Origin of the sequence: Alcaligenes ammonioxydans, from assembly GCF_019343455.1 — a bacterium.
Classification (GTDB): domain Bacteria; phylum Pseudomonadota; class Gammaproteobacteria; order Burkholderiales; family Burkholderiaceae_B; genus Alcaligenes; species Alcaligenes ammonioxydans.
This window is the reverse complement of record NZ_CP049362.1, coordinates 634,038-648,410: the sequence shown is the minus strand read 5'-3', so window position 1 is coordinate 648,410 and position 14,373 is coordinate 634,038. Positions and strand designations below refer to the sequence as shown.

Annotated in this window: 18 protein-coding genes; 6 read left to right on the top strand and 12 right to left on the bottom strand. The window is 59.4% G+C overall.

The genetic code is table 11. The features are described from left to right. Position 1: 1 nt before the first annotated feature. The 9 genes from ccmI to ccmA are packed head-to-tail and all read right to left on the bottom strand — an operon-like array spanning position 2 to position 6,481. The gene (gene ccmI, locus FE795_RS02940; protein ID WP_003803784.1) at positions 2-877 is read right to left on the bottom strand and encodes a c-type cytochrome biogenesis protein CcmI; all 876 of its coding nucleotides are present in this window, start codon (positions 875-877) and stop codon (positions 2-4) included. Beyond that, on the bottom strand, positions 874-1,347 hold the full coding sequence (locus tag FE795_RS02935; RefSeq protein WP_219235647.1) for a cytochrome c-type biogenesis protein: 474 nt from the start codon (positions 1,345-1,347) through the stop codon (positions 874-876). Before FE795_RS02935 ends, ccmI begins: the two co-directional genes overlap by 4 nt. Then, positions 1,344-1,874: a DsbE family thiol:disulfide interchange protein gene (locus tag FE795_RS02930; protein ID WP_003803786.1), complete on the bottom strand. Its 531-nt coding sequence runs from the start codon at positions 1,872-1,874 to the stop codon at positions 1,344-1,346. Before FE795_RS02930 ends, FE795_RS02935 begins: the two co-directional genes overlap by 4 nt. Then, positions 1,871-3,838: a heme lyase CcmF/NrfE family subunit gene (locus FE795_RS02925; RefSeq protein WP_003803787.1), complete on the bottom strand. Its 1,968-nt coding sequence runs from the start codon at positions 3,836-3,838 to the stop codon at positions 1,871-1,873. Before FE795_RS02925 ends, FE795_RS02930 begins: the two co-directional genes overlap by 4 nt. Further along, on the bottom strand, positions 3,835-4,284 hold the full coding sequence (gene ccmE, locus FE795_RS02920; protein WP_003803788.1) for a cytochrome c maturation protein CcmE: 450 nt from the start codon (positions 4,282-4,284) through the stop codon (positions 3,835-3,837). The genes FE795_RS02925 and ccmE overlap by 4 nt, the downstream gene beginning before the upstream one ends. Then, entirely contained in the window at positions 4,277-4,444 is a 168-nt protein-coding gene (ccmD, locus tag FE795_RS02915) for a heme exporter protein CcmD (RefSeq protein ID WP_230406251.1), read from the bottom strand. Before ccmD ends, ccmE begins: the two co-directional genes overlap by 8 nt. 17 nt (positions 4,445-4,461) lie before the next feature. Beyond that, the gene (gene ccmC, locus FE795_RS02910) at positions 4,462-5,193 is read right to left on the bottom strand and encodes a heme ABC transporter permease CcmC (protein ID WP_003803793.1); all 732 of its coding nucleotides are present in this window, start codon (positions 5,191-5,193) and stop codon (positions 4,462-4,464) included. 5 nt (positions 5,194-5,198) lie between these two features. Then, a complete protein-coding gene (ccmB, locus tag FE795_RS02905; RefSeq protein ID WP_003803794.1) occupies positions 5,199-5,867 on the bottom strand; it encodes a heme exporter protein CcmB in 669 nt (222 codons plus the stop codon). Then, positions 5,861-6,481: a cytochrome c biogenesis heme-transporting ATPase CcmA gene (ccmA, locus tag FE795_RS02900; RefSeq protein ID WP_039943770.1), complete on the bottom strand. Its 621-nt coding sequence runs from the start codon at positions 6,479-6,481 to the stop codon at positions 5,861-5,863. The genes ccmB and ccmA overlap by 7 nt, the downstream gene beginning before the upstream one ends. A 214-nt stretch (positions 6,482-6,695) precedes the next feature. On the opposite strand from ccmA, the gene FE795_RS02895 reads away from it, so the two are divergent. After that, a complete protein-coding gene (locus tag FE795_RS02895) occupies positions 6,696-7,238 on the top strand; it encodes an ureidoglycolate lyase (RefSeq protein WP_230406250.1) in 543 nt (180 codons plus the stop codon). Between the two features lie 42 nt (positions 7,239-7,280). Here the strand turns inward: FE795_RS02895 and cynR are convergent, their stop codons facing one another. Further along, on the bottom strand, positions 7,281-8,168 hold the full coding sequence (gene cynR / locus FE795_RS02890; RefSeq protein ID WP_003803800.1) for a transcriptional regulator CynR: 888 nt from the start codon (positions 8,166-8,168) through the stop codon (positions 7,281-7,283). 108 nt (positions 8,169-8,276) lie between these two features. On the opposite strand from cynR, the gene FE795_RS02885 reads away from it, so the two are divergent. Continuing rightward, positions 8,277-8,927, top strand: coding sequence for a carbonic anhydrase (locus FE795_RS02885; protein WP_003803801.1), 651 nt, complete (start codon positions 8,277-8,279; stop codon positions 8,925-8,927). Positions 8,928-9,197: 270 nt separating this feature from the next. Next, the gene (locus FE795_RS02880) at positions 9,198-10,433 is read left to right on the top strand and encodes an autotransporter outer membrane beta-barrel domain-containing protein (protein WP_219235645.1); all 1,236 of its coding nucleotides are present in this window, start codon (positions 9,198-9,200) and stop codon (positions 10,431-10,433) included. Positions 10,434-10,812: 379 nt separating this feature from the next. On the opposite strand, the gene FE795_RS02875 is transcribed toward FE795_RS02880, so the two are convergent. Further along, positions 10,813-11,043 carry a helix-turn-helix domain-containing protein gene (locus FE795_RS02875; protein WP_103524200.1) on the bottom strand — a complete coding sequence of 77 codons (231 nt, stop codon included), beginning with the start codon at positions 11,041-11,043 and terminating at the stop codon, positions 10,813-10,815. A gap of 108 nt (positions 11,044-11,151) precedes the next feature. On the opposite strand from FE795_RS02875, the gene FE795_RS02870 reads away from it, so the two are divergent. Both FE795_RS02870 and FE795_RS02865 read left to right on the top strand, forming a co-directional pair. Further along, a complete protein-coding gene (locus tag FE795_RS02870; RefSeq protein ID WP_230406249.1) occupies positions 11,152-12,264 on the top strand; it encodes a hypothetical protein in 1,113 nt (370 codons plus the stop codon). A 2-nt stretch (positions 12,265-12,266) separates the two neighbouring features. Next, positions 12,267-12,695: a hypothetical protein gene (locus FE795_RS02865; RefSeq protein ID WP_219235643.1), complete on the top strand. Its 429-nt coding sequence runs from the start codon at positions 12,267-12,269 to the stop codon at positions 12,693-12,695. Positions 12,696-12,787: 92 nt separating this feature from the next. Here the strand turns inward: FE795_RS02865 and FE795_RS17215 are convergent, their stop codons facing one another. Then, positions 12,788-13,552 carry an AAA family ATPase gene (locus FE795_RS17215; protein ID WP_230406248.1) on the bottom strand — a complete coding sequence of 255 codons (765 nt, stop codon included), beginning with the start codon at positions 13,550-13,552 and terminating at the stop codon, positions 12,788-12,790. Positions 13,553-13,589: 37 nt separating this feature from the next. Between FE795_RS17215 and FE795_RS17210 the strand changes: the two genes are divergently transcribed. Further along, positions 13,590-14,282: a hypothetical protein gene (locus FE795_RS17210; protein WP_230406247.1), complete on the top strand. Its 693-nt coding sequence runs from the start codon at positions 13,590-13,592 to the stop codon at positions 14,280-14,282. Positions 14,283-14,373: the final 91 nt, after the last annotated feature.

Here is a 14,373-nt window from a genome sequence, read left to right as displayed (position 1 = left end):
ATCAGGGAGCCGCGGCAGGTTCCGGTTCCGAGTTCGCTGGCATACGCATACGCTCACGCGCCAGTTGCAAGCCCTGATTCACGACCTTGGCGGTTTCCGAATCGGGCGGGAACTGCGCCAGCAAACGCTGCCAGTAATCGATGGCGGCCGGATACTGCTCCTTGTGCAAAGCCGCAGCCCCCGCCAGCATCAGGCCCAAGGGCTCTTCCGGATACAGATCCAGGGAACGTTTGACCAAACGGCCGGGCAACCCATCCAGGGTGTCGATTCCAGCCAGCAACATGGACTCGGCATATTCAGCCAGTGCCGTCGGGTCTCCGTCCACCACCGGCATGGCTTTGGCATAGGCCTCTGCCGCTTGCTGATGACGACCGTAGTAACGGTGCGAGCGGGCCATCATCAACCAAGCCCCCGGGTCATCCGGGTTTTCTTTCAGACGCTGTTCCAGACGGGCCACCATGGCCTCAATATCCACGGGCTGTGCGTTAGCCTGTTGCTGCACGGCGGCAGGGTCCAGCATCACCGGGTTACCCAGATAAAAGTACAGGGCGATGGCAGCAATCGGGATGCTGATCATCAGGGTCCAGGCCAGCCTGGGGGCGCCAGTGTGCTGAACAGTCTCCGTTTTAAGCCCTTCGCTCTCTTCCAGTACGCGCTGACGCAAATCCATCTGCGCCTGCTCGAAATCTTGAGCGGACAAGACACCGGCCTGCTTGTCCCGCTCAATTTCTTTCAACTGCTCGCGCAAAATCGCCAGGTTCGCCTGCTTGTGTTCAACCACACGCTGCAAGGCTGGCTTGCGTTTGACGCTCAGCATCAGATAGGCCGCACACAGCAGTACCAGCAGCGCGGCTACGCTATAAAAAACAATAGTCACGATTGTTCATCCCGAGAAGAACCCTGCAAAAGGGCATCGGCTTGACGGCGTTGCTCATCCGTCAGGGTCGTTTCATCACCCGCACGGCGTCGACGGCGCAGGGTAAAGGCATAAACCAGAAAGCCAGTCAGTAACAACAGGGCTGGTCCCAGCCAGAGCAGTGCCGTGGTGGACTTGAAGGGCGGGCGATACAAGATGAAGTCGCCGTAGCGGTCCACCATATACGAGCGGATTTGATCCGGGCTGCGGCCCTGCCCCAACTGCTCCATGATCTGATGGCGCAAGTCCACAGCCAGCTCGGCACGCGAAGCCGCAATAGACTCGTTCTGGCACACCAGACAACGCAGCTCAGCAGCAATTTCCAACATCACTGACTCCTGAACTCCCTGCGCGTCAGACTGCGCCTGAGCGGTCGGTACCAGCAGCCACATACTGGCAAGGAAAGCGGCCATCCATACACGCATCATCATGGCTCTTGCTCCAAACGACGGATTAAGGGCAACAAGGTCTCCTCCATGGATTCACGCGAGACAGGGCCGATATGCTTGAAGCGCACAATGCCCTGCTTGTCGATGACAAAGGTCTCCGGTACGCCATACACGCCAAAATCAATGCCTACGCGGCCATCCCTGTCCATAACGGACACTTCGTAAGAATTGCCGTTGCGCAGCAGCCACTCGCGGCTTTCCTCAGGCACGTCCTTGTAGTTCAACCCCACCACCGGCACCTTGTGCTCAGTGGACAGCTCTTTGATAAAGGGGTGTTCGGTCAGACAGGGATAGCACCAGGACGCCCACACATTCAGCAGCCAGACACGCCCCTTCATCTGCTCGCCCGAAAAGCTGACTTCGGGATTGTGCAACTGAGGCAAACTGAAAGAGGGTGCAGGTTTGTCCAGTAACGGTGAAGGCACTTCGCTCGGCTTTAACGTCAGACCGATGCCCAGAAAAACCAGCAACAGGACAAAGCCAATCAGAGGAACAGTAAAACGATTCATGCCTGTACCTGCGTATTCATGGCTTTGCTCTGCACAGCGGCACGGGTTTGCCTGGCGCGATAGCGTCGATCACTTATTGCCAGTCCACCGCCCAGGGCCATCAGCAAACAGCCTAGCCAGATAAAGTCCACCAGGGGCTTGTAGTACAGACGCACACTCCAGCCACCCTGCTCAAAGTTATCGCCCAGCGCCACGTAAATATGGCGCAAGCCATTGGCGTTGATCGCCGATTCCGTCATGGGCAAAGCCGAGGACAGATAGGTACGCTTTTCCGGGTACAAGGTCGACACTACTTTGCCGTCCTGCAGCAGCTCCACCGTGCCACGCTCGGCCGAGTAGTTCGGGCCGGGCACAATACGCACGCCCTGAAAGCGCGCGTCATACGCGCCCACCTGCGCCGTCTGGCCAGGCTGCAACAAGACATCGGTTTCTGTCTCGTAGTGGCTGACCATGGTCACCCCCAGCACAAAGACGGCCACGCCGATATGAGCCAGATGCTGGCCCAGCCAGCTGCGCGGCTGAGAGAACACGCCTGAACGCGTGGCGCGCACACGCTTGACCACATCAAACAAGCTGCCCAGCACAATCCACATGGCCAGGCCGGCGCCCAAAGCGGCGGTACCCTGCCACTGGCCGTACAGCAAAGGAATGGCTGCGCCCAGCACCACGCTGAACACAATCACCAAGGCCAACTGGCGCACGATGTCCATCAAGTTGGCCCGCTTCCAGTTAGCCAGCACACCAAACACAATCAGGACCAGCGCCGGGATCATCAAAGGCACAAACACCTTGTTGAAATAAGGTGGCCCCACGGAAATTTTGCCCAGACCCAGCGTATCCATAATCAGGGGGTACAAAGTCCCCAACAGAACCGTGCCCGTCACGACGACCAGCAGGACGTTGTTGACCAGCAGCAAGGATTCACGCGATACCACGGCAAACTGCCCACCTGCGCCAACACGCGGCGCCCGCCAGGCAAACAGGATCAGGGAGCTGCCAACGATGACGGCGAACAGGCTCAAAATGAACACACCGCGAGCCGGGTCAGTTGCAAACGCATGTACGGATGTCAACACACCGGAGCGCACCAGAAAGGCGCCCAGAATCGACAGCGAGAAGGTGCTGATTGCCAGCAGAACCGTCCAGTTCTTGAAGCTGCCGCGTTTTTCCGTGACCGCCAAAGAGTGAATCAAGGCGGTACCCGCCAACCACGGCACAAAGGAGGAGTTCTCCACCGGGTCCCAGAACCACCAGCCGCCCCAACCCAGCTCGTAATAGGCCCACCAGCTGCCTACAGCGATACCCAGGGTCAGAAACAGCCAGGCAGCTGTCGTCCAGGGACGCGACCAGCGCGCCCAGCTGGCATCCAGACGCCCGGCCAACAAAGCGGCAATTGCAAAGGCAAAGGCCACCGAAAAACCCACATACCCCATGTACAGCAAGGGCGGGTGAACAATCAGGCCAATATCCTGCAAGAGCGTGTTCAGATCCAGACCTTCTGCCGGAACCGGGAACATGCGCTCGAAGGGGTTGGAGCTGATCAGCACAAACAGCAAGAAACCGGCCGTGATCAGACCCAGCACACCCAGTACACGAGCCAGCATGGCCTCAGGCAAGGAGCGCGAATAAATGCTGACGGCAAAGGCCCAGCCCGTTTGCATGAACATCCACAGCAGCAGCGAGCCTTCATGCCCGCCCCACACCGCAGCAATGCGATAGAACAAAGGCAGCTTGGTGCTGGAATTCTGCGCCACATAAGCCACGGAGAAATCAAAACTGGCAAAGGACCAGGCCAGACACAGCAAGCTGAAGGCCACCAGACCAAACTGCCAGCGGGCCGCTGGACGGGCAAAGGCCATCCAGGCCAGATTGCCGCGCCAGGCCCCATACAAGGACACAATGCCTTGGGCCAGTGCCAGCACAAACGCAAGAATCAGGGCAAAGTGCCCAAGTTCCGGGATCATGGCTGAGCTCCTTGTTTCGCACGCTCGGCCTGCTCCATGGCGTGCATGGCCTCCGGCGGCATGTAGTTCTCATCGTGCTTGGCCAGCACTTCTTCCGCCACAAAATGTCCCTGTTCGTTCAAGCGACCTTGGGCCACGACGCCTTTCCCTTCTTGAAACAGGTCGGGCAAAATCCCGGTGTAGCTGACGGGCACCTGGGCCGCACCATCGGTGACCACAAAGTTCACGGCCATGCCTTGATCTCCACCGCGACGGATACTGTCCATCTGCACAATGCCACCGACTCGGAAGGTGCGGTTCTCGGGGCTTTGTCCCTGGCTGACCTCGGTAGGGGTAAAGAAGAACACCAGACTACTTTGAAAGGCATTCAGGATCAGGGCCGTCGCAGCGCCCAGTACCACCAGAGCCCCCAAAATCAGTACCAGACGATTCTGTCGCTTAGTCATGACCTTGCTCTCCCAGAGCACGCTCGTCACGCACGCGCTGCCAGGCGCGTGCCCGCCCTGCCCGTGCAACCAGCACCTCGCCCAGGATCAGCACGGCACAGGCCAGCACCGAACCCCAGACATACACGGCATAGCCGCCCATAGCGAAAAAATCGCTCACACTCGACCAATGCATCCTCAGCCCTCCGGCAAGTTGCGAACCCAGGCGGTATGCGCCTCACGTTCAAGAATCAAGTTGCGCACCCGGTACAGTGCAATGGCAATGCAGTAACACCACATGGCCAGACTCATCAGCAGCATGCCCGTCAACATGACGGTCGCCATGGACGGCGAACTGGTCAGCGATACCGATGCTCCCTGGTGCAAGGTGTTCCACCACTGCACCGAGAAATAGATAACGGGCACATTCACCACCCCGACCAAGGCCAGGATGGAGGCGGCCTTGTCCGCGCGGCGCGGATCGTCAATCGCTCCGCGCAAGCCCATAAACCCCATGTACAGAAACAGCAGCAACAATTCGGACGTCAGACGGGCATCCCAGACCCACCAGGCGCCCCACATGGGCTTGCCCCACAAGGCGCCCGTAACCAGCGACAGCACCGTACAGATCGCACCGGTCGGAGCCAGCGCGGCAGCCATCATGGCGGCCGTACGACTATTGAAAACCAGGCAGATCAGGGACCAGAAGCCCATGGCCAGATAAATCAGCATGGACATCCATGACACGGGCACATGCAGAAAAATAATGCGATAGCCCTCGCCTTGCTGAAAATCGGTGGGAGCCAGGAAAAAGCCCACATACGCCCCCGCCACAAACAGCAGCAGCGCCAGAAACGCAGCCCAAGGCACCATGCGTCCGGCCAGGGCATAAAAGTTTTGAGGGGCGGCGTAGCGATACAAAAAATTCATGACATTTACTCAAGAGCAAGGCGCAACGCCGCTGCCGTAGCAAGGGGCGCAAAGAACAAAGCCAACAGTAAAAAAGCGACCAGAACGGACAGGTGCGCTTGCGCTCCCAACCCGGCCTGAACCGCTTGCACGGCCCCCGCGCCAAAGACCAGCACGGGAACATAAAAAGGCAAAATCAACAAAGCCAACAACACCCCTGCTGAACGCAGGCCCAGCACCAAGGCCGCGCCAATCGCTCCCAGCAAAGTCAGGACAGGCAGGCCCAGCGCCAGCGACAGCATCAACACCCCCAGACTGGCTGGGGGCAAGCTAAATTGCAGGCCTAAAATGGGGGCCAGCAGCAGCAAGGGCACGCCCGTCAGCAAGGTATGCGCCAGAACCTTGCCCAACACCCACCAGCCCAGAGGCAAATGAGAAAACAGAACCTGCTCCAGGGCGCCATCCTGCTCGTCCTGCTCAAACAGCCGACTGAGCGACAACAAGGTAGCCAGCAAGGCTGAAACCCACAGCACGCCCGGAGCCATCTTGGAGAGCAAGGCGGCGTCGGCACCGACTCCCAATGGAAAAAGGCTGCACACCACCAGAAAGAACACCAGGGGGATCAGGACGTCACCGGGGCGACGCACCGCCAGACGCCATTCACGTTTCAGAAGGGCCAGGAAAAGACTCAACATGCCGACCCCAGATCCAGGTGCTGCACGTCCAGCTTCCAGGGCAAGGCCTGATGACTGGTCAGAATGACGGCCCCCTGCCTTTGCAGATGCTGCGCAATCAGCTCGCCCAGGAAATGCTGGCCGGCGCTATCCAGTGCGGTGAGCTGTTCATCCAGAATCCACAAAGGGCGATTGCTCAGGGACAAACGCACCAGAAATACGCGCCGCCGCTGCCCGGCAGACAACTGCCGCAGCGGCACGCGGCGGTACGCCAGCAAACCGCCTGCCCGCAAAGCCTGATCGTAGTCCTGGCGCTCCCATGCAACCCGATCCTGCAGCAAGAGGCTGTCCAGGTTTTCCTGCACGGACAAATTGGCATTCAGCCCGGGGGCATGCCCGCCATACATCAAGTTGCGGCGATAATCACTGTCATTACGCTGTACAGGGCGCTCATGCCAAAGCAGTTGCCCCGCATCAGCCTGGGCGATGTTGGCCAGAATACGCAGCAAGCTGGTTTTGCCGCTGCCATTGGGGCCACTGACCAGACAACATTGGCCGGCTTCAAGCTTGACACTCAGGTCAGAGAACACACGACGCTGCCCTCGTCGGCAGGACAGCGAAACCGCTTCAAGCACAGCACCCCCTTATCATGAAAGCCAACAGCGCGAAGCCGCCCGAGCAAAAAGGCGGCTTTACTGGCCCGCCAAGTCATCGCGAGCCTCCTTCAAGACAGGGGATGCCAGACTTAGTTCCGCAATAACCCCTCGAAATGCAGGCTTTTTGATCTAGGCCAAATCCGACACTAGGCCTCGGTCTTGTTACTATGGTGCCTTAGCACTTCTTTGAGTGATGCCCATGACAAGCCCTATCACCCTCACCCCTCAGTCTCTCAGCCCAGAGGTTTTCGCCCCCTACGGCTGGATGTTAGGTAAAGGTTTGACCACTGCCCCAGCCACAGCCGCATTTAGCAATGCCGCCACTGACTTCTGGCACGAACACGCCTTTGACACAGGTCCAAGTGGTCAGACCGAAGTGCTGTGGGTGAATTACCGCATTCAGGACCCCTCGATTACGACACTGGAAAATCACCTGCTGACCCAGCAGGCTCTGATTCCGCTGACCGGGGAGGTGATTCATATCGTGGCCCAAAGTACACCCGAGGGCGGCCCGGACCTGAAGACCCTCAAAGCGTTCCGGATCATTCCAGGGCAAGGCGTGTGCATGCGGCCCGGCTGCTGGCACAGCAGCCGAGTCGCCGGCAAGGAAGTGACCTGTCTGATGCTGACACGCCTGTCTACCACCGTCGATCTGGTGGCGCATTTAAGCCAGGGTCAACCCGCGCGCGAAAGCGAGCTTCGCCCCTTGGAGCAGAGCGTGCGTGTGATTCTGTAAAGGGTCTGCCTGGTCGCCTGGCGACCAGCGCACAATGCCCGATCAGAATGTCGAGGCCGCACCGTATTTCAGCGCCAACTCAATAAAGGCACGCATTGCTGCCGACTGATAAGCGCCCTTGCGCTGCATCAGGATCGCGCGTCGTTGCGGCGGTGCCGGGTCCAGGCTGACGGCCACCAGATACTCGCTATTGCCAGCAATGGCAGCCGGCAGCAAGGTCGCCAAACCCGTACGCCTTACTACTTCAATCACCGCATTGAGCGAGTTGGACTCCATTGATACATTCAAGTCCAGATCGTACTCACGGCAATAGCGTTCAATCTGCCCGCGTGTAGCAAACTCAGGAGTCAGTAAAACGAGGGATTCCCGCATCAAGGTTTCTCGATCAATGCTGCGCCGCTCGGCCAGGGGGTGAGTGCGGCTCATCACCAAGGCCAGTGTCTCAACCAGCAGGGCCTGAAACTCAACCGCCGCCGAAGTGGGCTTCTCAAAAGCAATACCGATATCGAGCTCGTCCTCAACCAACTGCGTTTCCACACGCTCCTGCAGCATTTCCTGTACCACCAACCGCACATTAGGATAACGACGGTGAAAGGCCTCTACCAAGGGGCCAATCAGATACGAGGTAAATGTGGGCGCGACCGCCACCCGCAAGGAGCCGCGGCTCAGATCACTGACATCGTGCAAGGCACGACGCCCCTCTTCCAGATCCTGCAAAGCCTGCCGGGCATAACGCAGATAGACTTCGCCAGCATCCGTCAAACGAACCAGACGCCCCGTACGGTCAAAGAGTTGCGCCCCCAGATGCTCTTCAAGCTGACGCACCTGCTGAGACAAAGCCGGTTGCGAGACATGCAGGGCGCGCGCAGCGCGGGTGAAGCTCTGATACTGGGCAACCGCGAGAAAGTAATTAAGATGGCGCAAAAGCATAGGGGGCCTTTCTATAAGTAAACCCAATAAAAAGCATCAGAATTCGGTATTTTACCTTATGACCCGGACGCGTTAACCTTCTATCCACGCCGAACTACAAGGACAAGGATGAAAGACATTATCGACGGTTTCCTGAAATTCCAGCGGGAAGCCTATCCCAAGCGCGCCAAGCTTTTCAAAAATCTGGCTACACAACAAAACCCCCGCGCCTTGTTTATTTCTTGCTCCGATAGCCGCCTGGTCCCCGAGCTGGTCACACAGCGTGAGCCGGGCGATCTGTTCGTGATTCGCAACGCGGGCAATATCGTTCCCTCTTACGGACCGGAACCGGGAGGGGTCACCGCCTCGGTGGAATACGCGGTATCCGCTCTGCGCGTGTCGGATGTGGTGATCTGCGGACATTCGGACTGCGGCGCCATGACTGCCATCGCGTCCTGCCAATGTCTGGATCATATGCCTGCCGTCGAGCACTGGTTACGCTACGCAGACTCGGCTCGCCTGGTCAACGAGGCGCGTACTCACGCCAACGAACAAGAGCGCATCGCCTCCATGGTGCGCGAGAATGTGGTGGCTCAGCTGGCCAATATCCAGACCCACCCTTCCGTGCGGCTGGCCATGTCAGAAGGTCGCCTGACCCTGCACGGCTGGGTTTACGACATTGAGTCCGGCACGATTGATGCCTATGACGGTGGCAGCATGAAATTCGTGTCGCTGGCAGACAACCCAGACGTTGCTGCCGCCCCGGTAAGACGCGTGTAAACGTATCGGGGACTGATTCACGCCTGGCCGTTGCCAGGCGTTTTTTTTCGTCTTTGAACCTGCTTGTAACGGTCCTTTAGCCCACCAGCACGCGCCGCGCCAGCGTCCCACAGAAATAAACGCTCCCTCGCTAAGATGGACGGTAATCCGATAATGCGTCATCCTTCTGTTCCATCCGAGCTGCCATGGCAGGGTGAACACCGCAACACACACAATTCAAAGCGGTACCGCCCAGGCCGATGAAAGGCTCTTTACAGAATGAGCAGGCCCATGAAGAAAACTTGTCTTGCTCTGGCTCTGATGGCCCTGCACGCCGCCACCCAAGCCCAAGCCGGTTCCGACAAAGAGACCGCCGCTCACGCCCGCGCAACTGCCGCCCTCTTGCCAGGAAACGTCTACAACCACGCGCTGGCTGGGCCAATAAGCGATCCGGCGACCGAGACTATTTCCCTGAATGTGTCAGCACTTTTGCAGGAGATCGCTGCCGACCCGCAGGCTTATGGCGTGACTCCGGTAGCCACAGGCGAAGAGCATCACAAGCTCCTTGCCGAATATGCACAGTCTGTCGTCAGCGCCCCTAGCCAGGTTGCCATGCTGGCCTCCTCGGCCAACACGGCCGGCCAAATGCAAATGCAGCATATTGACCGTCGTCTGCAAACGCTTAGCGCCTCCCAGGATTCAGAACTGGCCGTCTGGTTGCAGGGAGAAGACATAACCGGCAGTCGCAACAGCGCGAATGCGCGCCCGGAGGGTATTCAGACCGCCTGGAAACTGGGCGTGGACCAACCGCTGGATGCGTGGACACTGGGTGCCTATCTGTCTTACGAGAACCTGGATGGCGACACGGACGAGGAAGGAACATATAGTCAAAAGCGCCAATCGGCAGGTCTGTACGGACGCTGGCAATCCGAGAAATTTTGGGTGAATGCTCAGTTGTTCTACAGCGATCTGGATAACAAGACCCGCCGCCATCTGTATTTGGGCACGGCGGCGCGAGAGCATCAGGCCAAAGCGGGGGGCGAGCAGTATGGCGGCAAGATCAGCACGGGCTACGACTGGCAGACAGGTAGTGTGACTCACGGGCCGCTCTTGAGCCTGAGCATGCAACAATCCCGGATCAAGCCTTTATCCGAAGATGATCCGAATCTGTCCACCACCATGAGTTTTGATGCACAGTCCCAACGTTCTGTGCAAAGCAGTGTGGGCTACCAAATCAATGTCGCCATCAGCCCTCAGTGGTCCTTGTACACCTCCGCAGAGTGGCTGCACGAATTCAGAAAACCGGCGGAACTGCTAGGCGCACGTTTGCAGGACGGCCCCTACAGTAAACGCCACCTTTACCTGCCCACGGATCAGGAAGAGGCGCGTGATGCAGGACTGCTGGAATGGGGGGTAACGGGTCAGCTCAGCCATCACTGGACACTGGGTGCAGGCATCAGCGTTCAGCTGGCTCCAGGCACCCGTCCACAAACAGCCATGTACTTGAATACGGCGTATCTTTTCTAGGCTGGTCTGTCTTGCCGCTCCTTGCCGCGTTCTGCCTCGCGCCTGAGCCAGAGCCCAATTGCTCAGGGCACCGTCACTCTATTCAGAAACGGCTCCAGACGACTCGCGCGGCAAGCTCACTAAAACCACACCTCGCACAACAGTGGCAGCCCGACACCTGAGGCAAGAGTCGTGTCCGGGCACAACGGAAGCATAAAAAAGCAGGCCCCCGAGAGGGGCCTGCCATTTCTACCACCGGCACAACTCGCTTAGACGTTAAAGTGAAAGATGACCTTGGAAGTGCCATTTTTACTGGGTCTCAGCGCGGTTTGGCTCATTCCGTAGTCATCTCCGTATACATTTTTTGCGAGCATCCCCGCGTGGAAGGCCTCACCCATGCTCACTTGGTCTGTTCCGCCAAGAGATCAAGCACGTCGGTCTCCAGGATTGCGCCCAGCTTGCACAGGACCAGCAGGGACGGGTTGCCCACAGCGCGCTCGATCTGACTCACGTAGGTGCGATCCACATCCGCGCTCAGGGCGAGCGCCTCCTGCGACAAGCCACGCTTGCCCCGGAAGTCTTTCATGTTGCGCGCCAAGTCCTGACGCACTTGCTCGTAGTCTCGTCCCATCAACGCCGAGCATGGGCGTCATGAGACCTTTAATCCACGGACTATATTCGACAATGTCGAATATAGTCTTCATAATCAGCTCAACTTGGGATCAAAGGGAGCTGATGGATGAGTGGACTCTGCTTTCGGATGCTGGCCGGGCTGGCCGTTGTGATGACCGTGACCGGCTGTGTCACGACACAGCCGCAGGCTGACGGCTCGACCAAGGTTCACCTCTCCTTGGGTGGCGTGTCGAAGGCCAGCCAAGGTAACGTGGCACCGCCTCCTGCTACCGAGACTCGCCCAGCCGTCGTTGCCAATCAAGCAAAGCCAGACCAAAGCGCGCCGCCCGGCGCTCCTGGCATCCGTGCAACAGCACTGGCAGGCGTCTTCAGCAAGCACTCCTACGACGGAACGCCCAAGACCTACTTCCCCCGCGTGGCTGTCACGGTCACGGACTGGTCCCGCAGTGACTGCTGGATCGGCACCGCCACCATTTGGAGGAGCAAGACCAAGTCCGAAGCTGTGCCCGCCTTCTCTGTGTGCTGGGGACAGTCGGTGGGGTACGCGGTCAACAACGCCGCGAACCTGCACCTCTTCATGCAGCAGATGGCGGTCGAGCACAGCGGCAATGTCCGCACTGCTGGCCCCAAGCCGCCCATGCTGGCCATCCCCGACCGGCAGCCGATCAGCGAGCGGCAGCAGCTCGCCTTCCAGGGGTTTGTCCAGCAGCTGGTGCTCGACACCGGATGGCAGCCGGGCGCACCGACCAATCTCTGGTTGGTAGGGTATGACGCCAACGCGGTCATCAAGCCAACCGTGCCTCCTGCCTCCAGCAACGGAGCGTCGCAGCCCGTGGACGCCAAGACCAAGGCGCAGCTCGAACAGGCGCTGAGCTGCACTGTCATCGGTCCACGATTTGAACTGGCTGAGTCGCTGCTCAAGCAGTCGGGATGGAATCCCGATCAAGGCGTCACGCCGGTCACGCTCGCCGAGCCCGTCAAGGTCTATGTGTTCAGCGTCCGCAAGGTGGCGGTGTCACGTGACGGTGGTGAGCAAACCTACCGCAGCTATTTGCCCGGCCTCACGGTCCACCAGCTTGCGAAATCAGCCTCGCTGAAGCTGAGCAAGGATGGCAGGACCTATGGCCGTTTGACCAAGGTCGGCGTGCTGTCGGCGGGCACGGAGGGCGGCGAAGCCACGCTGACCTGCACAGTCAACACCGAAGGTTCGGAGGGCTGAGCATGTCGATGCAATGCCCTAGTTGCGGCAGCACGCACATCCAGCCGATGGCCGTTGTGCATGCGGGCGGCACGCAGCACTTCCACGCAACGCACACGGCGGTCACTTCAGATGGGCAGTTCGTTCAAGGCAGCAGCCAGGGCTCGCAGTCCACGGCGTTGGCCCAGCACTGCGCCCCACCTGCGCCGCCATCACCGCTGCCGTTCATTGGAGCCTATGGGATTGGCGGCATCATCATCTACATGTCGATGACGGTGTGCCCGTTGTTGGCGCGTGAGTGCGTATACGTCGGCATGGCAGGCCTGCGCTACAACTGGAAGCAAGCGGCTGTCGGCTTGGGACTCATCGCGCTGGGCTGGCTGTTGATGAAGGGCTGGCGTTCCCAGGCGAAGGTCTACAGTGCCGCGAAACGCCAGTGGCAGAGCACGTGATTTTGCCATACGTGCGGGCAGGCACATCTCAGAAACTGATCGGCACCCGCCCGTTATCGTAGTTACCGTAATTACGATAACGGGTGCATGGACTACCGCTGGACAGTCAAGCCAGCGGTGAAACCGATGCTACGTTTCCCACCGTCCGAGACCAGCTGTAGGTCCTTGGGTTGGATGTGATCGCGCAGATCCCGTGCGGCATGCCCAAGCGCCCGTCGCAATGCCAAGCCCAGACTTCGCGGCGGCAAGTGCTTCAACTTCTCCACCACGGCCCCGTCGAGACAGGGTACAAAGGCAGAGCCCCAGTTGGCTTCGGCACGCATTCGTCCATAAATGTTCTGCGCGATTCGAGCGATTTGATCGGGCGTGGGTGCTTGGACATGCAGCACCGTGAGCCGCGACAGCAATGGGCTCGGGATGCCATCCAGGCTGTTTGCCGTTGCGATCCAGTTAATGTGGCTTGCATCGATGGTGAAATCACGAATAGAGAGGTCCGTGAAGGACCGTGCGCTGCGGGGCTCAAGAAGGGTGTAAAGCGCCGCCAATGGGTCGTACTGGCGCACCTGCTCGGTCTTGTCCAGCTCATCCAAGACCACGACGGGGTTGGCCTTTGGCTGGTATGCAAGCAGTTCGAACAGGAGGCCCGGCTCGGAATTGCTCCAGAAGGCTTCTGACCCAGCCAGTGGCGAACCGGATTGGGCGCTCGCCATGTCGAACACACGGAAGGGCAAGGCCAGCCTCTCCGCCAGCCAGCGGGCTGCTTCTGTTTTGCCGATGCCCGCAGGCCCGACCAGCAGCAGCGGCGACCAGGCAACGCGGCCATCGCCCATCGCATTGAGGGCAAAGTGATCGTGCAACACCTCGGCCAGCTCGCTGAAGTTCGGGAAGGCTTGGGTGAACTCTTCGAATCAGAACGCCCCACTCGTCGGGCAGCATGCCGAGCCTGCGATGCTCATGGCCGGCCGCCCGGATGCGCTCCGCGATCTGCTGGGCACGCTTGAACTTTTCGTCTGCCTTTGCGCGATGGCGGTCAACAAATTGCTTGAGGCCGGAAGCGTCCAGAAAGGTGATCAACGGCGCGTGCTTGTCGTCCGTCGAAGTGCCGCTGCTATCGCGTGCGGGGACGGGGCTATCGGGCTGGGCTTTCTTGGCGGCTTCGCTGCGAGTGGGTGCATCGCGATCAGCAGTGCTGCTGGCACGCTCTGCATCCGCCAACTCCAAGGCCTTCGCAGCCCTCTTGAAACGCTGGATGTCCTCTGCGAACAGTCCGACCACTTGCTCGTGCGAAGCGCACCGAGCACCTTGGGGGGCATTGGCATCGCCACCGAAAACTGGAGCACCACACACAGGGCAGCACTGCTGGGCGGCGTGCCGAGCCTGTTCCACCACATCGAGCAAGGCGCGCTCGCGCTGGATGCTGGCATCGGAGACCTCGACTCGAACAGCCAGCTTTTCCCTCGTGGCAGTGACACAGAACAGCGGACGGCGCTGGTAGTCACTGCGATGCATCAACCGCTCGCATTGATCGATCAACTCGGCGACCACAGCGAGATGGCCTGGGGCGGGCTGAAACACCTGCTTCTCTAGCCAAGGGTGAAGTCGCTTCAGCTCTTCGACGGCCTCTTGGTACTCTCGGCGTCGCATGGGGCGGTACTTCCGTGGCAGGTCGGCCATGGCA

What these genes read in the sequence shown, in the direction of transcription:
- FE795_RS02935 (WP_219235647.1), bottom strand. Translation starts at nt 1,347, where the DNA reads ATGATGATGCGTGTATGGATGGCCGCTTTCCTTGCCAGTATGTGGCTG.
- FE795_RS02930 (WP_003803786.1), bottom strand. Translation starts at nt 1,874, where the DNA reads ATGAATCGTTTTACTGTTCCTCTGATTGGCTTTGTCCTGTTGCTGGTT.
- FE795_RS02925 (WP_003803787.1), bottom strand. Translation starts at nt 3,838, where the DNA reads ATGATCCCGGAACTTGGGCACTTTGCCCTGATTCTTGCGTTTGTGCTG.
- ccmE (WP_003803788.1), bottom strand. Translation starts at nt 4,284, where the DNA reads ATGACTAAGCGACAGAATCGTCTGGTACTGATTTTGGGGGCTCTGGTG.
- ccmC (WP_003803793.1), bottom strand. Translation starts at nt 5,193, where the DNA reads ATGAATTTTTTGTATCGCTACGCCGCCCCTCAAAACTTTTATGCCCTG.
- ccmB (WP_003803794.1), bottom strand. Translation starts at nt 5,867, where the DNA reads ATGTTGAGTCTTTTCCTGGCCCTTCTGAAACGTGAATGGCGTCTGGCG.
- FE795_RS02895 (WP_230406250.1), top strand. Translation starts at nt 6,696, where the DNA reads ATGCCCATGACAAGCCCTATCACCCTCACCCCTCAGTCTCTCAGCCCA.
- cynR (WP_003803800.1), bottom strand. Translation starts at nt 8,168, where the DNA reads ATGCTTTTGCGCCATCTTAATTACTTTCTCGCGGTTGCCCAGTATCAG.
- FE795_RS02885 (WP_003803801.1), top strand. Translation starts at nt 8,277, where the DNA reads ATGAAAGACATTATCGACGGTTTCCTGAAATTCCAGCGGGAAGCCTAT.
- FE795_RS02880 (WP_219235645.1), top strand. Translation starts at nt 9,198, where the DNA reads ATGAAGAAAACTTGTCTTGCTCTGGCTCTGATGGCCCTGCACGCCGCC.
- FE795_RS02875 (WP_103524200.1), bottom strand. Translation starts at nt 11,043, where the DNA reads ATGGGACGAGACTACGAGCAAGTGCGTCAGGACTTGGCGCGCAACATG.
- FE795_RS02870 (WP_230406249.1), top strand. Translation starts at nt 11,152, where the DNA reads ATGAGTGGACTCTGCTTTCGGATGCTGGCCGGGCTGGCCGTTGTGATG.
- FE795_RS02865 (WP_219235643.1), top strand. Translation starts at nt 12,267, where the DNA reads ATGTCGATGCAATGCCCTAGTTGCGGCAGCACGCACATCCAGCCGATG.